Genomic DNA, 17,137 nt, shown 5'->3' with positions numbered 1-17,137 from the left:
GCGTTGCATTCCGAAAAAACAACGAAGGAAGAATTTTCGACGGCCATTTGGCTCGGGCAAGACGTCGGCAGGCTGACAGCGGACAGACCGCCGCATTGACCTTCGAGCATCGTCAGTGTTACGTGATGTAGCGTACCAAGCGGCTCGACATTCCGACGGCGGATGCTCCGCGATCCCACAAAGATGCCTAAGGAATGCTCGAATGAACCGTCTCCGTACTCTTCTTGCGCCGTTATCTGTCCTCCATCTCCTGACGCTCGGCTTGGTAACCAGCGCGGCGCACGCTGAGCCTGGGTCCACTTGGCCTTCGATTAATCCGGATGCAGCGGATCGTGCCGCACCTATCATTGCGCTGGTCGAAAACTATGCTCGCCAGTACAGGCCTACGGCGCTCATGGTCGTTCAGAACGGTAGAGTTGTCGCAAGCTCCGGCGATGTCGCGCGGAAAGTCAATGTGCGCTCCGTCCGCAAGAGCCTGATCAGCGCACTCTTCGGCATCGCCGCCGCACATGGTCAGGTGGACATCACCAAGACGCTTGAACAGCTTGGGATCGATGACAAAGCGCCTTCGCTGACGGCGCAGGAGAAACAGGCGACGGTTCGCGACCTTCTGATGTCCCGCTCCGGGGTCTATCATTACGCCGCGTATGAAACTCCAGAGCAGAAGCTGGCGCGCCCCGAACGTGGAGCTCACGCGCCTAGCACCTTCTGGTACTACAACACCTGGGATTTCAATGCGCTCGGTGCAATCTATGAGCAAAGGACCGGAGAAAACCCCTTCAAGAGCTTCGAGCGTCTGATTGCCCGTCCCATAGGCATGGAAGATTTCACTGCTCGCGACGGGATTTTCATCGGAAACGGCTCCTCTCATTATCGCGCCTACGTGTTCAGCTTGAGCGCACGGGACCTCGCGCGTTTCGGTTTGCTGTTTCTCAATGAAGGCCGTTGGAACGGTGCAGAGATTATTCCGAGCCAATGGGTGACGGAATCGACGCGGGCCTATTCGGATACGGACAGGCCCGACCGCGGTTACGGCTATCTATGGTGGGTGCTCAAGCCCGGCCCGTGGGAGAGCGCGCAATCCTTGCGGCTGGCTATGGGGGCCAATACATTGCCGTCTTGCCAGAGAAGCAGCTCGTCGTGGTCGAGCTTGTCGAGTTGGGCGATAACGTGCGTGGAATTCGAACCAAAGACTTCCTCCATTTCGTTGGGGAAATCGCGACATTGCCTCGCTAGTTCGTCGTTACGGTCGTTCCGACGATCGCGCTGAACGAAGACACGGCTGCGATTGCAAGTCGCAAAGGACCGCACGCCACGTTCAGCGATCGGCTATTTACTCCGGTGCCGAAGCGCCTCAACGAGCAGCGAGAAGGCCGGCGAGGGTTGGCGCCGGCTGGGATAATAGAGGTGATAGCCGGAGAAGGGCGGACACCAATCCGATAGCACCCGGACCAGGTGGCCTTGCGACACGTAGCGCTGCACGTGACCTTCGGTGAGATAGGCAAGCCCCAAGCCCTTGAGCGCGCCGGCAAGGAGGAGGCCGGCGCTGTTGAACACGAGCTGACCCTCGACGCGCACGTTGAGGTCTCGCCCGTTCTTCTCGAACTCCCATGCGTAGAGGCTGCCGCCGTGAGTGGGCAGGCGCAGGTTCAGGCAATTGTGCCGGGTCAGATCCTGCGGTGTCTTCGGCCGTTTGCGTTCGGCGAAGTAGTCGGGTGAGCCGACGACGGCCATACGGAGGTCGGGACTGACCCGCACGGCGATCATGTCCTTGGCGACAAGCTCACCCGGGCGGATCCCGGCATCGACCTGCTGCGCCACGATGTTGGTCAGGCCGTAGTCGATGATGATCTCGACATGAATGTCGGGGTACTTCGGCAGGAGCTTTCCCAATGCGGGCAGCACGATTTCAGTCGCGGCATATTCCGTCGCCGTCAGCCGAATGGTTCCGGCCGGCTTTTCGCGAAACTCGCTGAGGGCCGCAAGGTCGGCATCCATCTCGGTGAACTTGGGGCCGACGCTGCGGAACAGCCGTTCTCCCGCCTGGGTCGGCGTGACGCTCCGCGTCGTCCGGTTCAGCAGCCGCACACCAAGCCGCTCCTCCAGGCTTCGGATGATCTGGCTGAGCGCAGACTGCGTCATGCCGAGCCTTGCCGCCGCTCGCGTGAAGCTGCGTTCCCGCGCCACCGCGAGAAAGGCCAGGAGATCGCTGGCGTCTTCCCGGTTCATTGATAAGCCTGCCTAATCACTGCGATCGAAATCTATCACCTAATCGCGGGAGGCCGGAAGTCCTAGCTTGGGATCAGCCATACGGCAGGAGACGTCATGATCAACAATCCAGGCCTGATGCCGCAGGACCGCTCTACCGGACGGGAGCCCTGATCGCGCCATGTCGATAACAGCCATGCAGCAGCCGGTCACGGCCACTCGTTTTTCAGCGACATTGCTGCCGATCATGGCCGTGGTGTTCGCTGCCTTTCTCGTCATCGGCGTGGCGATGCCCGTGCTTCCGCTCCATGTCCATGATGGGCTGGGGCAGGGCACGTTCGTGGTCGGTCTCGTCGCCGGCAGCCAGTTCGCGGCCGCGCTGGTCTCGCGGCCGTGGGCCGGGCACTTCTCGGACAGCCGGGGAGCCAAGCGCGGCGTCGTCGTCGGCCTGCTCGCGGCCGCTCTCTCCGGACTGCTGTACCTGCTCTCGATCGGTCTCACCGCCGCCCCGCTGATCTCCGTTGCGATCCTGTTGCTGGGACGCGGTCTGCTTGGCGCGGCGGAGAGCTTCATCATCACTGCCGCGGTGAGCTGGGGGCTGGCGCTCGTCAATGCAGGCAGCACGGGAAAGGTCATCGCGTGGGTTGGGTCGGCGATGTTCGCCGCATTCGCCATCGGCGCACCGGCGGGCTCTGCACTGTACGCTGCCTCTGGCTTTATGGCGATTGCGGGCGCCACGGCGGTGGCTCCTTTGCTTGCTCTGCTGCTCGTGGCGCCGCTGCGCGCCGTCGCGCCGGTGCGCCACGGCCGCCTCTCGTTCGCCAAAGTAATTAGTGCGGTGTGGGTGCCCGGTTTCGGCTCGGCACTCGGCAGCCTCGGCTTCGGCGCGGTAACGACCTTCGTCGCCTTGCTGTTCGCGCAACATGGATGGGCCAAGGGCTGGCTCGCCTACACGGCCTACGCCGTCGCCTTCATCCTGGCGCGGTTGTTCTTCAGCCATCTGGCGGATGCGATCGGCGGCGCCAGGGTCGCGCTGGTCTGTGCCGTGATCGAAGCCACGGGCCAGGCGCTGATCTGGCTGGCTGTCCGGCTCGAGATGGCCTTGATTGGTGCTGCGCTCACCGGCTTCGGCTTCTCGCTGGTCTATCCGGGCTTTGGCGTTGAAGCGGTGCGCCGCGTGCCCACGCAAAGCCGGGGACTGGCCATGGGCGCCTACACCGCCTTTCTCGACCTTGCCCAGGGGCTCGCGAGCCCTGCGCTTGGCCTGATCGCAACCGGCGCCAGCCTGAACGCGTTGTTTCTCGTCAGCGCGGCGACCGTGCTCTGCGCCGCGCTGGTCGCTTCGTGGCTGATGGCACATCCGGCAACCCTGGAAGGATCGCGGCAATGAGGCTGCTCGCAGGAATCATGTGTTTGTTCTGCCTCATCGCCAGCGGCGCGGTCGCCGCGGAGCAGACAACGATCGAAGGAGCCAATCCCATGTCCAAATCGGAAGACATTCGCGCCGTCGCGCCCGCGCTCAACACCTACGCCGAGAAAGTTCTCCTGGGCGATCTCTGGAAACGACCGGGTCTCTCGCTGCGAGACCGCAGCATCGTCACGGTCGCGGCTCTCATCGCCCGCGATCAGACGGTCGAGCTGCCATCCTATCTGGGCCTTGCGCTCGATAACGGTGAGAAGCCGGCCGAAATATCCGAGATCATCACCCATCTGGCGTTCTATACCGGCTGGGCCAATGCAATGGATGCGATCCCCGCGGCGAGAGACGTTTTCAAGAACCGTAACATCAGTGGCGATCAGCTGCCGCAGGACTCGGAGCAGCAGCTTCCGCTGGATGAGGCGGCCGAAAAGCAGCGGGCGACGCGGGTCGAGGAGCAGTTCGGGAGGATCACGCCGAGCCTCGTCCAATACACGACGGACGTGCTGTTCCAGGATCTCTGGCTGCGGCCTGCGCTTGCACCGCGCGACCGCAGTCTTGTTACCGTGAGCGCGCTGATCGCAACCGGTCAGGTCGCGCAGGTGACGTATCATCTGAACCGAGCGATGGACAACGGATTGACGCGGGAGGAGGCCGGCGAGCTGCTCGGTCATCTCGCATTCTATGCCGGCTGGCCCAGCGCGTTCTCCGCCGCACCGGTCGTCAAGGACGTCATCGAAAAGCGTCCGCACTGACGAGACGAAAACGAAATCCGAGCGGCGAGCATCAACGACAAAAGGCGCGAACGAGCGGAGAAACGGGATGATCACACGCAGACGCGTGCTCACCTGCCGTAGCGCCGCCGCTGCGATCGGCATTCACGGGACGTGGGCGCTGACATCAGATGCACACAAGGAGTTTCGCATGGATATTGACATCAAGAGAAACGGCTCGCGGCCATCCCAGAAAGGCCCGGACGACTGGTTCACCGGAAGGGTTCGCATCGACCCGCTATTCCAGGCCCCGGACCCCGCGCGGGTCGGCGCCGGCCAGGTCACCTTCGAGCCCGGCGCCCGCACGGCCTGGCACACCCATCCGCTCGGCCAGACCCTGATCGTCACCGCCGGGCTCGGCTGGGTGCAGCGTGAAGGCGGGCCAATCGAGGAGATCCGTCCCGGGGACGTCGTGTGGTTTCCGCCGGGCCTCAAGCACTGGCATGGCGCTTCGCCGACGACGGCCATGACCCACATCGCCATCCAGGAGTCCCTCGGCGGCAAGAACGTCGACTGGCTGGAGAAGGTCAGCGACGATCAGTACCGGAAGTGATGATCAGTACGGTTCCTCCCGGACAGCCAGCCTGCGATAAACCGCAAGGTCATCGAAGATCGGCCCCTCGCCCCGTCTTGTGCCTGATGTCCCTCCTTCCAGCGAAATCGAGGTGCCCAGGCCGGCGTAGAGGTACTTGTCGCCGAACGCCTTCTTCAGGGCGGCGAAGGTCGGTTCGCCCGTGCAATGTCCCGGCGCAATGCTTTCGACCTTGAAGCGGTCTTTCAGCGCGACGACGACCTTTGCGATGATGTCGTCGGAGGCCACGACCAGGTGGAAGCCGCCGGCGATCAGGCGAATTTTCGGGTTGATCGCTGCGGCGGCCTCGACGATCCGGTCGATGCCGGGATGCGAACAGCCGACGACGAGCACGAGTCCGTCCGGCGTGTTTGCGGCCAGCGACAATTCCTTCAGTTCCCGCGTGCCAGGCGTGTCGGACACCATGGCGATCAGGGTGATACCGGGCGCGATTTCGGTGGTCTGATCGATCAGTTCGAAGCGAGCCTTGGGCCACGCCGAGCCGAACATCATGGTCTCGGGCGGCTTGCCGCCATAGTAGCGCATCTCCGCGGGCAGCGAGTCGTCCTTGCGGTAGAAGCTCGAGGGAAGGGACGAGCCAAAAATCCCAAATCCCTCTTTGGGCGCGTAGATCTTCACCGTCGGATTGACGCTCAAGACGTGGCTCAGGCCCGCCATGTGATCGGAATGGCGATGCGACAGAACAACAAAATCCAGCTGGGTGAGGTCGACGCCTTTCGCCTTCACGTTGGCTGCGAAGATTTCGGCATTGTCGCCGGTATCGAACAGGATGCGCTTGCCCGCGACTTCCACAAGTGCGGAGAATCCCCAGTCCTTGGTCATGGTGGGATCGGTGCCAAAGGCATCGTACAGGATCGTGATGCGGCTGCCGGGCTCTGCCGCCGGACTTGCCACCGGAGTGGCCAGAATAACGATGCCTGCGAGGAGAGCTGTGATAAGCAAGCTTCTTCTGAGAGTCATGCGACGTCCTCCCATTCGCGTGCGCAGGAGAGTCCTCATCGTCGCCCGGGTGAACGCAACTCGAATGGCCTGAGAAACGAGGCTACGTCTGCAGAGTTGTTTGTTCCTGCCGGCGCTGCATTCTCGCGCTCAACGTGCGGCCTGCTAATTCTCACTCACCGCTCAGACGCGCGCAAGAAAGCAATTGCGGCAGAAGTGCTGACTCGATTTGCGGTGCGCAGCCCCAATGGGCGCAACGACATGCGGGAGGGGGATTGGTTTCCCCTCACGTTATCGCTGCGTCCATCGGCGCAGCAAACGTGCAGAGCTATTCGAACCACGCCGCCATCAGCTTCTTGAAGCTGCCGTCCTCGGTCTGCAGATGCAGCCACTGGTCGACGAAAGCCTTCAGCGCCATGTCGCGCTGCAGCCAATACGCCTTCTCGGCGAAGTCGAACGGCTGATCCGGATGAACCGAGCAGAGCACGCCGGGGTGCAGCTTCTGCTGATAGCGGGTCTCGGAGGCATCCGTCATCATCAGGTCGGCGTCGCCTTTGGCGATCTGGTCGAAGATGGTTACGTTGTCATTATAGACCTTGATCTCCGCGGCCTTGATATGGGCGCGCGCGAAGCGCTCATTCGTGCCGCCGGGATTGGTGATGACCCGCGTGCCTGGTCTGTCGATCTCCTCGAGCGTCTGGTATTTGGCCACATCGCCGCAGCGTGCGATCGGCGTCTTGCCTTCGCGCATGATCGGCGTGGAAAAATAGCCCTTCTTCTGCCGGTCGAGCGTGATGGAGACGCCGCCCATGGCGATGTCGAACTTGTCGGCCTCGAAATCCTTCATCAATTGCGGCCACGCCGTGTGGACGTACTCGACCTTGACGCCGAGCGCCTTACCCAGCGCCTCGGCCATATCGACGTCGAAGCCGGTGAACGTGTCCGTCGTCTTGTCGAAATAGGAGAACGGCTTGTAGTCGCCGGTCATGCCGACCCGCAAGGCGCCGCGGGTGACGATCTCATCGAGGCGGCTGGAGGACTGCTGGGCCGGGGCTGTCGATATCGCGAGGATGGACGCGATCAGGCCGGCGAAAAGTGAAATGCTGCACTTGCGAATGTTCATGCTTTGAGGTCTCGTTACCACTCCCTGACAAGCCTCTTACACATCGCGTCCGCGCAAAGCGAGCCCACAAGCCATGAGTATTTCGATGGTCCAGGCCTCGGTCGAGGTCTTCGTGCCGTATCTGACGAATCTGGCCGGGTTGCTCGACCGAGCCGCTGACCATGCCGAGCGCCGCGGGATCGATCCGGCGGTGCTGCTTGGGATGCGGCTCGCGCCCGACATGTTCAACCTGACGCGACAGGTGTGTGAGGCCAACCGCCATGTATTGCTGGGTAGCGCGTTGCTGGCGGAGCAGCCCGCGCCGGCTGTCCTGGAAACGGAAGCGGATATCCCCGAATTGAAGCGGCGCATCGGCGCGGCAATCAATTACATCAAGGGCTTGCCGCACGACGTAATCGAGGCCAGCGCGGATCGCGAGGTCGTCTTTACGTTCAGGAACGGGGTGACCCGGTCATTCACCGGCCGCTCACTGCTTCTCACGTTTACGCTGCCGCAGTTCTTCTTTCATGTCACGACAGCCTACGACATCTTGCGGCATGCCGGTGTCGATCTCATCAAGAAGGATTTTCTCGGACAGCCTCGCTAGGTCGGCGGGCGTTGGCCGGTCATCTCGTTCTTCAGCGCCTGGAAGCGCTCCTGCGCCTCGCGCGCACGATTATCGACGAACGCGATCGCCGCCTCGCCGCTCATCGGCCCGTTGACCACCGGCACCGAGCCGGCACCGACGGTCTCGTCGACATAATAGCCGTCATCGCCATGCCGGACCGTCCACTTGAAGCGGAGCGCGGCCATCGGCCCCGGACCGGTTTTGGAATAGCCTGCGGGCTCGATGGCCTTCTTCGGGGCAGTGGTGGCCTCGTCAGCAGCTGCAGCGGGCTTGTCAGCGCCCGCGGGCGCCTCCCCATGGGTCGTCTCCCGTGCGCGCCCGAGCGGGCCCAGGATACTCGCAATGGTCGCAAGCGCATGATCGGTCGCGAGGCTCATCGGCAGCTCCCATACTTACGCGCGCAAATGAACAATATAATGCTGATAGTTGTAGCGGTATCTCGGTCGGTTGTGCAAGGCGCGCAGGATTGCTCCCATGGATTGCGACAATAAGCCTGTGCACAACGCGCCGGATATCGGCTGCCGAATGCTGCCCACTCTGCCGTCGCATGCAAAGGGCGGCCATTGCGGCCGCCCTTGCTTCGAGGAAAACCTGAGTTCCCGAGTTTAACGCCGCGACTTCGCTGCGAGACCGGCGTGTTACAGCACGTCCTGATTGATGACGTTCTGCCGGATCGGCTCGCCATCGAGCACGCTCAGGATGTTGCGCGCAGTCTGCTCGCTCATGCGGTCGACCGCCTCGCGGGTCACGCCGGCAACATGCGGCGCCATGATGACGTTCGGCAGGGCATGCAGCGCCGCGCCGACCGGAGGCGGCTCCTGCTCGAACACGTCGAGCCCGGCACCGGCGATCCGGCCGCTGACCAGGGCGTCGAGCAGCGCCGCCTCATCGATCAGGCCGCCACGGGCGGTGTTGATCAGATAGGCGGTCGGCTTCATCAGCCTCAGACGCGCCGCGTTGAACAGGCCGACCGTCTCCGCCGTCTTCGGGCAGTGGATGGTGACGAAATCGGCGCGCGGCAGCGCCGCCTCGAGATCAGCGACCGGCTCGCAGCCCGCGGCCGTGATCTCCGCCGCCGGCTTGTAGGGGTCGTAGACCAGCACCTGCATTTCCATCGCCAGGCAGCGCTTGGCGGTCCGGCTGCCGATGCGGCCGAAGCCGATGACCAGCACCGTCTTGCCATAGAGATCGAACGGCAGCATGCCGAGCCGGGCGGCCCAGGTGCCGTCCTTGACGACAGCGTGCATCTCGGCGGCGCGCTTGGCCAGCCACAGCATCATGAACAGCGCGCACTCGGCGACCGAGGGCGAGTTCGCGGTGCCGGCCACCATCAGCGGAACCTTGCGGCGGCTCAGCGCCGGCACGTCGACGGCGTCATAGCCGACGCCGATGCGGGTCACGACCTTCATGTCGCCGGCGGCCTCGAGCTCGCTCTCCCCGAAACGGGTCGCTCCCAGCGCAACACCATGCACAGGGGCATGCGACTTCAACAGCGCAGCAAAATCAACCGCCGAAATCATGTTGGGAAAATGGACCATCTCGATGTCGTCGCGCGCGGCGAGTAGCGCCTGGCCCTTGGGTGAGAACGATTCGGTGACGAGGACCTTCTTCTTGTTGCTGGTGCTGATTGCCATTTCCTGCCCTTGACCACTTCTCTTCTTAGGCCGTCAGATGATGACGCCTGTGGTCACATTTAGCAGGTGCATGTGATTGAGGTCTATCGCCAATCTCAGCGGGGCGCCGTCGCGTGCCCCGGCAGCGGGATTGACGCGCGCGCAGACCTGCGTTGCGTCCAGCGTGAAGTAGACCAGCGTCTCCATGCCCATCGGCTCGGTGACGTCGAGCACGGCATCGAAGACCTCGATGCCCGGCTCACGATGCGGTCGCGCCTCGGTAATATGCTCGGGCCGGATGCCGAGCAGCATGCTCTCGGTGCGGGGCGCGGCTTGATAGCGCGCCGCGCGCGCCGGCGGCAACGGGAAGGCGAGCCGGTCGGTGAGACGAATGCTGAGCGTGCCTGCGGCATCCTCGAGCCGGCAGGGAATGAAGTTCATCGCGGGCGAGCCGATGAAGCCGGCGACGAAGCGGGTCGCCGGATGGTGATAGAGCTCGTTCGGCGTGCCGATCTGCTCGATGCGCCCCTTGTTCATCACCACCACGCGGTCGGCGAGCGTCATCGCCTCGACCTGGTCGTGCGTGACGTAGACGGTCGTGGTGCGCACCTTCTGATGCACCTTCTTGATCTCGATCCGCATCTGCACGCGCAGCTTGGCGTCGAGATTGGAGAGCGGCTCGTCGAACAGGAACACTTTCGGATTGCGCACGATGGCGCGCCCCATGGCGACGCGCTGGCGTTGTCCGCCGGACAGCTGCTTGGGCTTGCGGTCGATCAGATCGGCGATGTCGAGCATGCGCGCGGCTTCCGCCACCCGGCTCTTGATCTCGGCCTTCGGATAGTGCTTCAGCCGCAGCCCGAACGACATGTTCTCCGCGACCGTCATGTGCGGGTATAGCGCGTAGTTCTGGAACACCATCGCGATGTCGCGGTCCTTCGGCGGCACGTCGTTGACGACATCGCCGCCGATCATGATGTCGCCGTCGGAAATATCCTCGAGACCAGCAATCATCCGCAACGTCGTCGACTTGCCGCAGCCGCTTGGTCCGACCAGCACGACGAATTCGTGGTCGGAGATATCGAGGTCGATGCCGCGCACCGCCTCGACATCCTCATAACGCTTCACCACCTTCCGCAAGCTTACGTCCGCCATGACCATCAACCCTTCGTCGCGCCGGCGGTGAGGCCGGCAATGTAGTAGTCCATCAGGAAAGCGTAGATGATCAGCGGCGGCGCGGCGCCGAGCAGTGCGCCGGCCATGATCTGTCCCCAGTTGAAGACGTCGCCCTTGACCAGGGTCGTGACGATGCCGACCGGCAGCACCAGCTGGTCGGTCGAGGTCGTGAACACCATGGGATAGAGGAATTGGGCCCAGGACACCGTGAAGGCGAAGATGGTCGCCGCGATCAGGCCGGGCAGGGCGACGGGGATGAAGATGCGCGTCAGCGTCTGCAGCCACGACGCGCCGTCGATGATGGCGGCTTCATCCAGCTCTTTCGGGATCGAAGCGAAATAGCCGATCATGATCCACGTGCAGAACGGCACCGTCAAGGTCGGATAGACCAGCAGCAGCACATACCAGCGGTTGATCAACTCGATGCCGGTCCAGGCGCTGAATACCGAAAACATCTTGAACAGCGGCAGGAACAGCAGCGAATCCGGGATCAGATAGGTCAGGAACACACCGGTCGCGAGCGTGGCCGAGCCCCAGAACTTCATCCGCGACAGCGCGAACGCTGCCGGCACGCTGATCAGCATGGTGATGATGACGACGATGACCGACACCATCGCCGAATTGAGGAAGAAGCGCAGATACTGGCTGGACGTCAAAAGCTCGATGTAGTTCGAGAGCGTGGGATGGTACACCCACCACGGATTGGTCGCCGCCGAGATCTCGGCGCTGCTCTTGACCGACGTAATCAACATGTAAAGCGGCGGCGTCAGCGCCGCGATCGCAAACAGGACAAGGAAGAAGTACGACCAGCGCAGCGCCCAGGCGCGGTCGCGGCTGATGCTGCCATGCTTGACTTTGCGCGACGGGCCGGCCTTGTCGATCGCGAGCGTGCTCATGAGGCTTCGTTCCCCCGTTTCGAAATATCGCGCAGGATGAAGATCGCTGCGATCGCCAGGATCGGGAACATGAAGAGCGAGACGCTGGCGCCGAGCGGAATGTCGCCGCTCTCGATGCCGAGCTTGAATGCCCAGGTCGCGAACAGATGGGTGTGATCGAGCGGGCCGCCCGAGGTCAGGATGCGCACGATATCGAAGTTGGCGAAGGTGACGATCAGTGAGAACAGCGTGGTGATGGCGATGATGTTGCGCATCATCGGCAGCGTGACGTACCAGATGCGCTGCCACCAATTGGCGCCGTCGATTGCGGCCGCCTCATAGAGCTGCTCGGGAACGGATTTGAGCGCCGCCAGATACATGATCATGAAGAAGGGGGCGCCATACCAGACATTGACGAGAATGACGGAGAAGCGCGCCCACATCGCATCCCCGAGCCACGGCACTGGCCCGATGCCGAACAGCGACAGCGTGTAGTTGAAGGCGCTGTAGGAGGGATCGAACAGCCACCACCATACCAGCGTGCTCATCGCCGGCGGTATCACCCAGGGCACCAGCAGCATGCCGCGCCATTTGCGCTGTCCCTTGGCCGGGACGTTGTGGACGAAATGCGCGACGATGAAGCCGAGCAGCGCCTTGAAGACCACGGCCGTGATCGCGAAGATGCAGGACTGCTTCACCACCATCCAAAATGTGTCCCGCTTGAACAGGAAGAGGAAGTTGCCAAAGCCGACGAACTTCTGCATCGATTTGTTCAGCGTCGCCAGGTGCAGCGAGTAGAACGCGGGATAGACGACGAGGATCGCGATCAGGAGGATCAGAGGTAGCGTCAGCAGGAAGGCGACCGTCGACTTGCGTCTGAGCGCATGCTTCAGGCCCGATCTTCGGGTGGCTGATCGCGCGACGGCGGTGCGGGACTGATCAAGGACGACATCGACCATGGCGCAGAATCCTTGGCTGACTCTCGGAAGTGCTGGGAGGCGATGGCCGACGGCCACGTCGAATGGCCGCCGGCAATACAGCATGCCGGCCCGGCTTCAACTGCGCAGGAAGCCTTCGCACTCGCCCTCGGCCCAGGCGAGCGTATCCTCCATCTTCTCGCCTTGGGCGTAGCGCAGGCACATCTTGGTCATCGTGGCCTGAAAGTAGATCTGCTGGGCCACTTTGGGGGGAGCAGGCGAGGCGGCGATTGATAGGACCTGGCGCTTGTAGGGATCGGGATAGTGGAACAATGTGCCCTTCGGCGGTTCCGCTTCGGCCCACACCTTCAGCTTCGTCAGTTTCTCGAAGGCGGGCAGGTCATAGCCGCCGCTGATATTGACCATCTTCTCGATCGAGGACGGTTTCGAGAGGTGAACGAGCAGGCTCTTGGCCGCCTCCTTGTTTTTCGAGAAGGTCCAGATGGACCAGAAGAACGGCAGGAAGGGCGCGAAGCGTCCCTTCGGGCCAACCGGGAAGCCGTGAGTCCAGCATTGCTCGGCCACCTGCGGCGCGTCGCGCTTGGCAACCGCCCAGGCGCTCGGCGGGTTCATGATCATCGCGCCCTTGCCGGATATCAGCCATCTGTTGTTGGAGGCATCGTCCCAGGCGCCGACATCGGGCGGCAGGAATGCGATCAGCCGCTTGTAGTAGTCGAGGGCTTGCCTGACCTCGTCAGTCTTGACCGTGACATCGCCCTTGGCATCGACGAGGTGTGCTCCAAAGGACTGAAAAAGCGCGCCGGCGGTGTCGACACTGTCGCTGGTCTCGCCGAGGCCGATCCCGAAGGGATAGCCGGCCTTGTGGCAGGCTTCGGCCGCCTTGAGGAAGGTATCCGTTGTCCAGTTTTCATCCTTGGGCTGACTGCCCGCCGGATACATCTCCTGCACGTCGATGCCGGCATATTTCTTCATCAGGTCGATGCGCGAGCAGGGGCCCTTGATCTGGCTGCCGACACAGGCCGGCACACCCATCCATTTGCCGTCGAGCATGCCGAGATACTTGACCGTGCCGTTGACCTCGCCGTTCTCTTTGATGATCGGCTCCATGATATCGTTCACGGGTTCCAACAGGTCGGAGTTGGAGTGGCACCACCAGGTCGGCATCTGGAAGATGTCGTGACCGGCCTTGGCTTGCGCTTCGGCCGCGATCGTGACTAGATTCTTGTTGCTTTGACTGGTGATGTAGTCGATCTGGACCTCGACCTTCTCCTTCTCGCCCCATTCCTTGCACAGCTCGGTGGAAGCGCTGTTGGCGCCCGGCACCCAATGGTCCCAGAAGCCGATCGAGACCTTTCCTGCGGCATAGGCGCTGCGTATGTAGGGGGCGGTAACGAGTGCGGCTGAGGTGGCAGCAGTGGCCGCAACGAACTGACGACGAGTGAGCTTCCTCCGTGACATGGCGTTCCCTCCCTGGTGAGCCGACCGGATGGTGAACCTCAGGAAATCCCGTTCTTTATCTTGTTGCGTCGCAGGCGATTGGTCCTGCGGAGATTTCGCTGACCTGATCAGAGCAGAAATGTTTTGCTCTGTCGAGAAATGAGAGGCGTTCGTCATCTCAAACTAATTGCCAGCGAAAAAAGTTTGAGGCGGGCGTGATGCGGGCCGTGGTGGACTGCTTTTGCGTTGCACACGGTACCAGCCATGTGCCGTGTCCACCAGCGCGCCATGCTGCGCCTGGCGCGGATTTTAGGTCGTGTCGCGCTATGCCGTCCGACGTGGACTTGCGTGAGGCGATAACGCTAGAAATAGAGCCGGAATGCGAGTCGTGCCTGTCCGGTCCAACTTCGAGAATCCCGCTCGATCCGAGCTCAATTTCTGATGGAGTGATTTCCCATGCGCATTCTTCGCTCGACATTGCGGACAGGCTTACGCCCGTGCGTCGCAATAGGCGCGGCGCTCGTCCTGGCCTGGAGTGTGAGCGGGCCGCGACAGGTTGACGCGCAAGGTCTGTTCAAGGGATTGGAGCAGGGCGCGCGCGAGGGCAACAAGGCCGCCGGTCCGGTCGGCGGGGTCCTGGGCGGCGCGATTGGCGGCGTGGTCGGTGTGGTGACCGGTGTGACCGGGACGTTCGCACCTGCGAACAGCAACACCGCGAATAACAACAGCGCAGCTAGCAACAACAGCACGGCTAATGGCGGCGCCCCGCCGAGCCAGCAGGCATCCGAGCCGAACGAGGCGAAAAAGCCCAAGGGCGCGAAGGCCTCGAAGGCAACTAAGCTCGCCAAGGCCGCGCCAGCGGCACCATCGGCCATGCTGACCCAGCAGGGCGTGCCGGAACTGACGGCCGAGCAGATCGTGGCGACCAGCGATGCCAATATCGAGCGGATCAAGAAGGAGCTCAACCTCACGGCCGAGCAGGAGAAGAACTGGGGACCGTTTGCGAGCGCTATGCACTATCTCGGGCATAACGGCGCCGATCGCCTGAACCTGCGCATCGCCCGCGCCAAGCGTGATCCGCCCGATGACATCATCGAGCAGATGCGCAACGAGGCCCAGTTCCTGGTCGACCGCGCCGCTGACCAGCGCAATGTCGCCGATTCCGCCGAGCCGCTGTTCGCCACTTTGGACGATAAGCAGAAGCAGCTCTTCATCGACGAGATGGTCCGGCTCAGCCACGAGCGCGGGCTGGATTAGGTCCGAACGATATTCGATGGGACTGACGCAGTATCAGCGAACTCGGTTCACCTCTCCCCAGCGGGGAGAGGTCGATCGCGCAGCGATCGGATGAGGGGGGCGCGGCTATGTCGATGGACCGTAACCCCTCACCGGGATTGCATCTGGCGATGCAATCCGACCTCTCCCGATGGGTGAGGTGACATCTCTTGCCGCGCCAGATACGCAAACAAGCTCGATCCGGCGGGTGCCGGGTCGTCAGGTCTTCGGAAAGTTCAGCTCCACGCCCACGCCATCGGGATCGGAGAGAAAGATCTGGGTGTCTCCTGTGCGCGGCACGACCTGCTCGCGAAAGCTGACGTTCCCGGCTTTCAGCCGCTCGCGCGTGGCTTCGACATCGGTAGCGGCAAAGGCGATGTGATCGAGCCGGCCGGTATGCTCGTATTTTTTCTCGGTGCCGCGCACCACGATGCCCTCACGCGGCTTTCGCGTGCCCATCAAATGCACGGTGGCGACGCCGCCCGAATAGAGCCAATAGCCGGGGAAATCGAGCGGCGGCCGCTCGCCGACCTCGAGGCCGAGCACGTCGACGTAGAATGATTTGGTGCGTTCGAGGTCGGACGGCTCGATGGTGAAATGCTGCAACGTCCCCAAGGGCATTCCATGCCTCCTGACGGTGAAGTTAAGCTTCGCGCACTTGCGCGGCGGCGAGGTCCGGCTGCACCGCCTCGAGCTCGCGGTCTATGTCCTCGATCGACTTGCCCTTGGTTTCCAGGCCAAAGCAGTAATAGACGATTCCGGCCATCAGGAACCAGCAGCCGAGATAGAGGAAGGCCACCGGGATCTGCGGCAGCGGTACGTCGGGCTTCAAATAGTTGTTGGAGCCGACGATCAGCGCCAGCCCGACGGGCCCGATGATCTTGCCAATGCCGCCGAAGCCATAGGCCGATCCCATGCCCGTCGTGCGCAGATGCGAGGGCCAGACCTCGGCCGCATAGGGACCGACGATGGCGAAGCCGCCGTCGGCGAAGAAGAAGGTCACGGCCAGGATCAGCCAGAATGCCGAAATGCCCATCAGTTCGGCGTCATGATTGAAGCCGGCGAGAATGGTGAGCAGGCCGGCGCCGAAGCCGAGCAGGCCGCCGGCATTGCGGCGTCCGATCCATTCGGACAGGAACGAGAACGAAACCCGCCCGATGAAGCCGAACACGCTGAGCAGGATCATCATCTTGGCGGCCTGCTGCGGTGTCACCCTCAGCAGCAGCACAAACAGAGACGGCGCCCACAGCGTGAGGCCGTAGACGCCGGTCTGCGCGCCGGCATTGCCGAGCCACGACACCAAGAGGCTGCGCGGATATTTGAACAGGTCGAGCCAGTTGCTGGTCACCGGCGGCCCGGCATCGGCCGCCGTCGGCAGAGGCAGGGAGGATGGCGGAACCTGCAGCGCCCAGGCCAACGACTTGCGCGCATCGGCATAGCGGCCTCGGCGGCACAGCCAGCGCGGGCTCTCCGGCACCCAGACTCGGACCAGCAGCACCACCAGTGCGGGCAGCACGCCGATCGCAAACAACAGCCGCCACTGATCGCCGCCCATCAAAGCGCCGAGCACGGCGCCAAGGCCGACACCAAGCGGGATGACGCAGGTGACGAGGCCGCCGACCCAGCCGCGCTTGGACGACGGCATGAACTCCTGCACCAAGGGCAGGTCGACGCAATACAGTCCGCCGACGCCGGTTCCGACAAAGAAGCGCATGATCGCCAGATAGATCCAGCCGTTGTCGGGGGTGAAATACAGTAGGCCGGTGGCGATCGAGAAGTTCAGCACGGTGCCCATGAACACCAGGCGCCGGCCGATGCGATCGGCAAGCCAGCCCCACGCATAGGCGCCGATGATCGCGCCGATGCCGGAGCTCATCAACACGGTGGCGGATTGCCCGAAGGTCAGCTTCCACGGGCCGATCAGGAACGCGAGCACGAAGCCGATCAGGAAATAATCGAAGAACTCCAAGGCGTCGCCGATGATCGCGGCGATCAGGATCTTGAGCTGGTTGCGGGTCAGGCGCGTGCGGCGATCGAGCTCCTCGAACATGGCGTTCCCCCCGAGGCGCATGTTTATCGTGACGGAATCCAATCAAGCGCCGCGCCTGCACCCGACCGCGGGATGAAGGCTACCCCCGCGATAGCGGCGGCGGCAAGGCTACCG

The 17,137-nt window shown here is 62.9% G+C and carries 17 protein-coding genes; 6 read left to right on the top strand and 11 right to left on the bottom strand.

The window, feature by feature from the left end:
* The first annotated feature begins 202 nt into the window (after positions 1-202).
* Positions 203-1,270: a serine hydrolase domain-containing protein gene (locus tag P6U24_RS19105; protein WP_407154075.1), complete on the top strand. Its 1,068-nt coding sequence runs from the start codon at positions 203-205 to the stop codon at positions 1,268-1,270.
* Positions 1,271-1,329: 59 nt separating this feature from the next.
* Here the strand turns inward: P6U24_RS19105 and P6U24_RS19100 are convergent, their stop codons facing one another.
* Positions 1,330-2,229, bottom strand: a complete 900-nt coding sequence (locus P6U24_RS19100; RefSeq protein WP_407154074.1) for a LysR family transcriptional regulator — start codon at positions 2,227-2,229, stop codon at positions 1,330-1,332.
* Between the two features lie 160 nt (positions 2,230-2,389).
* Between P6U24_RS19100 and P6U24_RS19095 the strand changes: the two genes are divergently transcribed.
* From P6U24_RS19095 to P6U24_RS19085, 3 genes are all read left to right on the top strand, one after another.
* On the top strand, positions 2,390-3,598 hold the full coding sequence (locus P6U24_RS19095) for an arabinose transporter (protein WP_407154073.1): 1,209 nt from the start codon (positions 2,390-2,392) through the stop codon (positions 3,596-3,598).
* Positions 3,595-4,380: a carboxymuconolactone decarboxylase family protein gene (locus P6U24_RS19090; protein WP_407154072.1), complete on the top strand. Its 786-nt coding sequence runs from the start codon at positions 3,595-3,597 to the stop codon at positions 4,378-4,380. The genes P6U24_RS19095 and P6U24_RS19090 overlap by 4 nt, the downstream gene beginning before the upstream one ends.
* A 175-nt stretch (positions 4,381-4,555) precedes the next feature.
* A complete protein-coding gene (locus P6U24_RS19085; protein WP_407160514.1) occupies positions 4,556-4,951 on the top strand; it encodes a cupin domain-containing protein in 396 nt (131 codons plus the stop codon).
* A 3-nt stretch (positions 4,952-4,954) separates the two neighbouring features.
* Here the strand turns inward: P6U24_RS19085 and P6U24_RS19080 are convergent, their stop codons facing one another.
* Positions 4,955-5,950 (bottom strand): MBL fold metallo-hydrolase, encoded by a 996-nt coding sequence (locus P6U24_RS19080; RefSeq protein ID WP_407154071.1) that lies wholly within the window; start codon positions 5,948-5,950, stop codon positions 4,955-4,957.
* A 307-nt stretch (positions 5,951-6,257) separates the two neighbouring features.
* Positions 6,258-7,052 (bottom strand): transporter substrate-binding domain-containing protein, encoded by a 795-nt coding sequence (locus P6U24_RS19075; protein WP_407154070.1) that lies wholly within the window; start codon positions 7,050-7,052, stop codon positions 6,258-6,260.
* Positions 7,053-7,125: 73 nt separating this feature from the next.
* Here P6U24_RS19075 and P6U24_RS19070 point away from each other — a divergent pair, with 73 nt between their 5' ends.
* Positions 7,126-7,638: a DUF1993 family protein gene (locus tag P6U24_RS19070; protein ID WP_407154069.1), complete on the top strand. Its 513-nt coding sequence runs from the start codon at positions 7,126-7,128 to the stop codon at positions 7,636-7,638.
* Here the strand turns inward: P6U24_RS19070 and P6U24_RS19065 are convergent.
* From P6U24_RS19065 to P6U24_RS19040, 6 genes are all read right to left on the bottom strand, one after another.
* Positions 7,635-8,036, bottom strand: a complete 402-nt coding sequence (locus P6U24_RS19065; protein WP_407154068.1) for a hypothetical protein — start codon at positions 8,034-8,036, stop codon at positions 7,635-7,637. The genes P6U24_RS19070 and P6U24_RS19065 overlap by 4 nt on opposite strands.
* A 261-nt stretch (positions 8,037-8,297) precedes the next feature.
* On the bottom strand, positions 8,298-9,293 hold the full coding sequence (locus P6U24_RS19060; protein WP_407154067.1) for a hydroxyacid dehydrogenase: 996 nt from the start codon (positions 9,291-9,293) through the stop codon (positions 8,298-8,300).
* A gap of 33 nt (positions 9,294-9,326) precedes the next feature.
* Entirely contained in the window at positions 9,327-10,427 is a 1,101-nt protein-coding gene (locus P6U24_RS19055) for an ABC transporter ATP-binding protein (RefSeq protein ID WP_407154066.1), read from the bottom strand.
* A gap of 5 nt (positions 10,428-10,432) precedes the next feature.
* A complete protein-coding gene (locus P6U24_RS19050; RefSeq protein ID WP_407154065.1) occupies positions 10,433-11,344 on the bottom strand; it encodes a carbohydrate ABC transporter permease in 912 nt (303 codons plus the stop codon).
* Entirely contained in the window at positions 11,341-12,282 is a 942-nt protein-coding gene (locus P6U24_RS19045; protein WP_407154064.1) for a carbohydrate ABC transporter permease, read from the bottom strand. The genes P6U24_RS19050 and P6U24_RS19045 overlap by 4 nt, the downstream gene beginning before the upstream one ends.
* A 96-nt stretch (positions 12,283-12,378) precedes the next feature.
* A complete protein-coding gene (locus P6U24_RS19040; RefSeq protein WP_407154063.1) occupies positions 12,379-13,719 on the bottom strand; it encodes an ABC transporter substrate-binding protein in 1,341 nt (446 codons plus the stop codon).
* 435 nt (positions 13,720-14,154) lie between these two features.
* On the opposite strand from P6U24_RS19040, the gene P6U24_RS19035 reads away from it, so the two are divergent.
* The gene (locus tag P6U24_RS19035; RefSeq protein WP_407154062.1) at positions 14,155-14,955 is read left to right on the top strand and encodes a Spy/CpxP family protein refolding chaperone; all 801 of its coding nucleotides are present in this window, start codon (positions 14,155-14,157) and stop codon (positions 14,953-14,955) included.
* A 237-nt stretch (positions 14,956-15,192) separates the two neighbouring features.
* On the opposite strand, the gene P6U24_RS19030 is transcribed toward P6U24_RS19035, so the two are convergent.
* Complete coding sequence (locus tag P6U24_RS19030) at positions 15,193-15,594, bottom strand: VOC family protein (protein ID WP_407154061.1); 402 nt, start codon at positions 15,592-15,594, stop codon at positions 15,193-15,195.
* 22 nt (positions 15,595-15,616) lie between these two features.
* On the bottom strand, positions 15,617-17,023 hold the full coding sequence (locus P6U24_RS19025; RefSeq protein ID WP_407154060.1) for an MFS transporter: 1,407 nt from the start codon (positions 17,021-17,023) through the stop codon (positions 15,617-15,619).
* Positions 17,024-17,137: the final 114 nt, after the last annotated feature.

It is taken from the genome of Bradyrhizobium sp. STM 3557 (assembly GCF_045571465.1).
Classification (GTDB): Bacteria; Pseudomonadota; Alphaproteobacteria; order Rhizobiales; family Xanthobacteraceae; genus Bradyrhizobium.
This window is presented reverse-complemented; position numbering and strand designations above follow the sequence as displayed.

Excerpts from the sequence above, each read along its gene's own strand:
- P6U24_RS19075 (WP_407154070.1), bottom strand. The coding sequence starts at position 7,052 with ATGAACATTCGCAAGTGCAGCATTTCACTTTTCGCCGGCCTGATCGCG.
- P6U24_RS19035 (WP_407154062.1), top strand. The coding sequence starts at position 14,155 with ATGCGCATTCTTCGCTCGACATTGCGGACAGGCTTACGCCCGTGCGTC.
- P6U24_RS19095 (WP_407154073.1), top strand. The coding sequence starts at position 2,390 with ATGTCGATAACAGCCATGCAGCAGCCGGTCACGGCCACTCGTTTTTCA.
- P6U24_RS19055 (WP_407154066.1), bottom strand. The coding sequence starts at position 10,427 with ATGGCGGACGTAAGCTTGCGGAAGGTGGTGAAGCGTTATGAGGATGTC.
- P6U24_RS19040 (WP_407154063.1), bottom strand. The coding sequence starts at position 13,719 with ATGTCACGGAGGAAGCTCACTCGTCGTCAGTTCGTTGCGGCCACTGCT.
- P6U24_RS19045 (WP_407154064.1), bottom strand. The coding sequence starts at position 12,282 with ATGGTCGATGTCGTCCTTGATCAGTCCCGCACCGCCGTCGCGCGATCA.
- P6U24_RS19030 (WP_407154061.1), bottom strand. The coding sequence starts at position 15,594 with ATGCCCTTGGGGACGTTGCAGCATTTCACCATCGAGCCGTCCGACCTC.
- P6U24_RS19080 (WP_407154071.1), bottom strand. The coding sequence starts at position 5,950 with ATGACTCTCAGAAGAAGCTTGCTTATCACAGCTCTCCTCGCAGGCATC.
- P6U24_RS19105 (WP_407154075.1), top strand. The coding sequence starts at position 203 with ATGAACCGTCTCCGTACTCTTCTTGCGCCGTTATCTGTCCTCCATCTC.
- P6U24_RS19050 (WP_407154065.1), bottom strand. The coding sequence starts at position 11,344 with ATGAGCACGCTCGCGATCGACAAGGCCGGCCCGTCGCGCAAAGTCAAG.
- P6U24_RS19090 (WP_407154072.1), top strand. The coding sequence starts at position 3,595 with ATGAGGCTGCTCGCAGGAATCATGTGTTTGTTCTGCCTCATCGCCAGC.
- P6U24_RS19060 (WP_407154067.1), bottom strand. The coding sequence starts at position 9,293 with ATGGCAATCAGCACCAGCAACAAGAAGAAGGTCCTCGTCACCGAATCG.
- P6U24_RS19100 (WP_407154074.1), bottom strand. The coding sequence starts at position 2,229 with ATGAACCGGGAAGACGCCAGCGATCTCCTGGCCTTTCTCGCGGTGGCG.
- P6U24_RS19025 (WP_407154060.1), bottom strand. The coding sequence starts at position 17,023 with ATGTTCGAGGAGCTCGATCGCCGCACGCGCCTGACCCGCAACCAGCTC.
- P6U24_RS19070 (WP_407154069.1), top strand. The coding sequence starts at position 7,126 with ATGAGTATTTCGATGGTCCAGGCCTCGGTCGAGGTCTTCGTGCCGTAT.
- P6U24_RS19065 (WP_407154068.1), bottom strand. The coding sequence starts at position 8,036 with ATGAGCCTCGCGACCGATCATGCGCTTGCGACCATTGCGAGTATCCTG.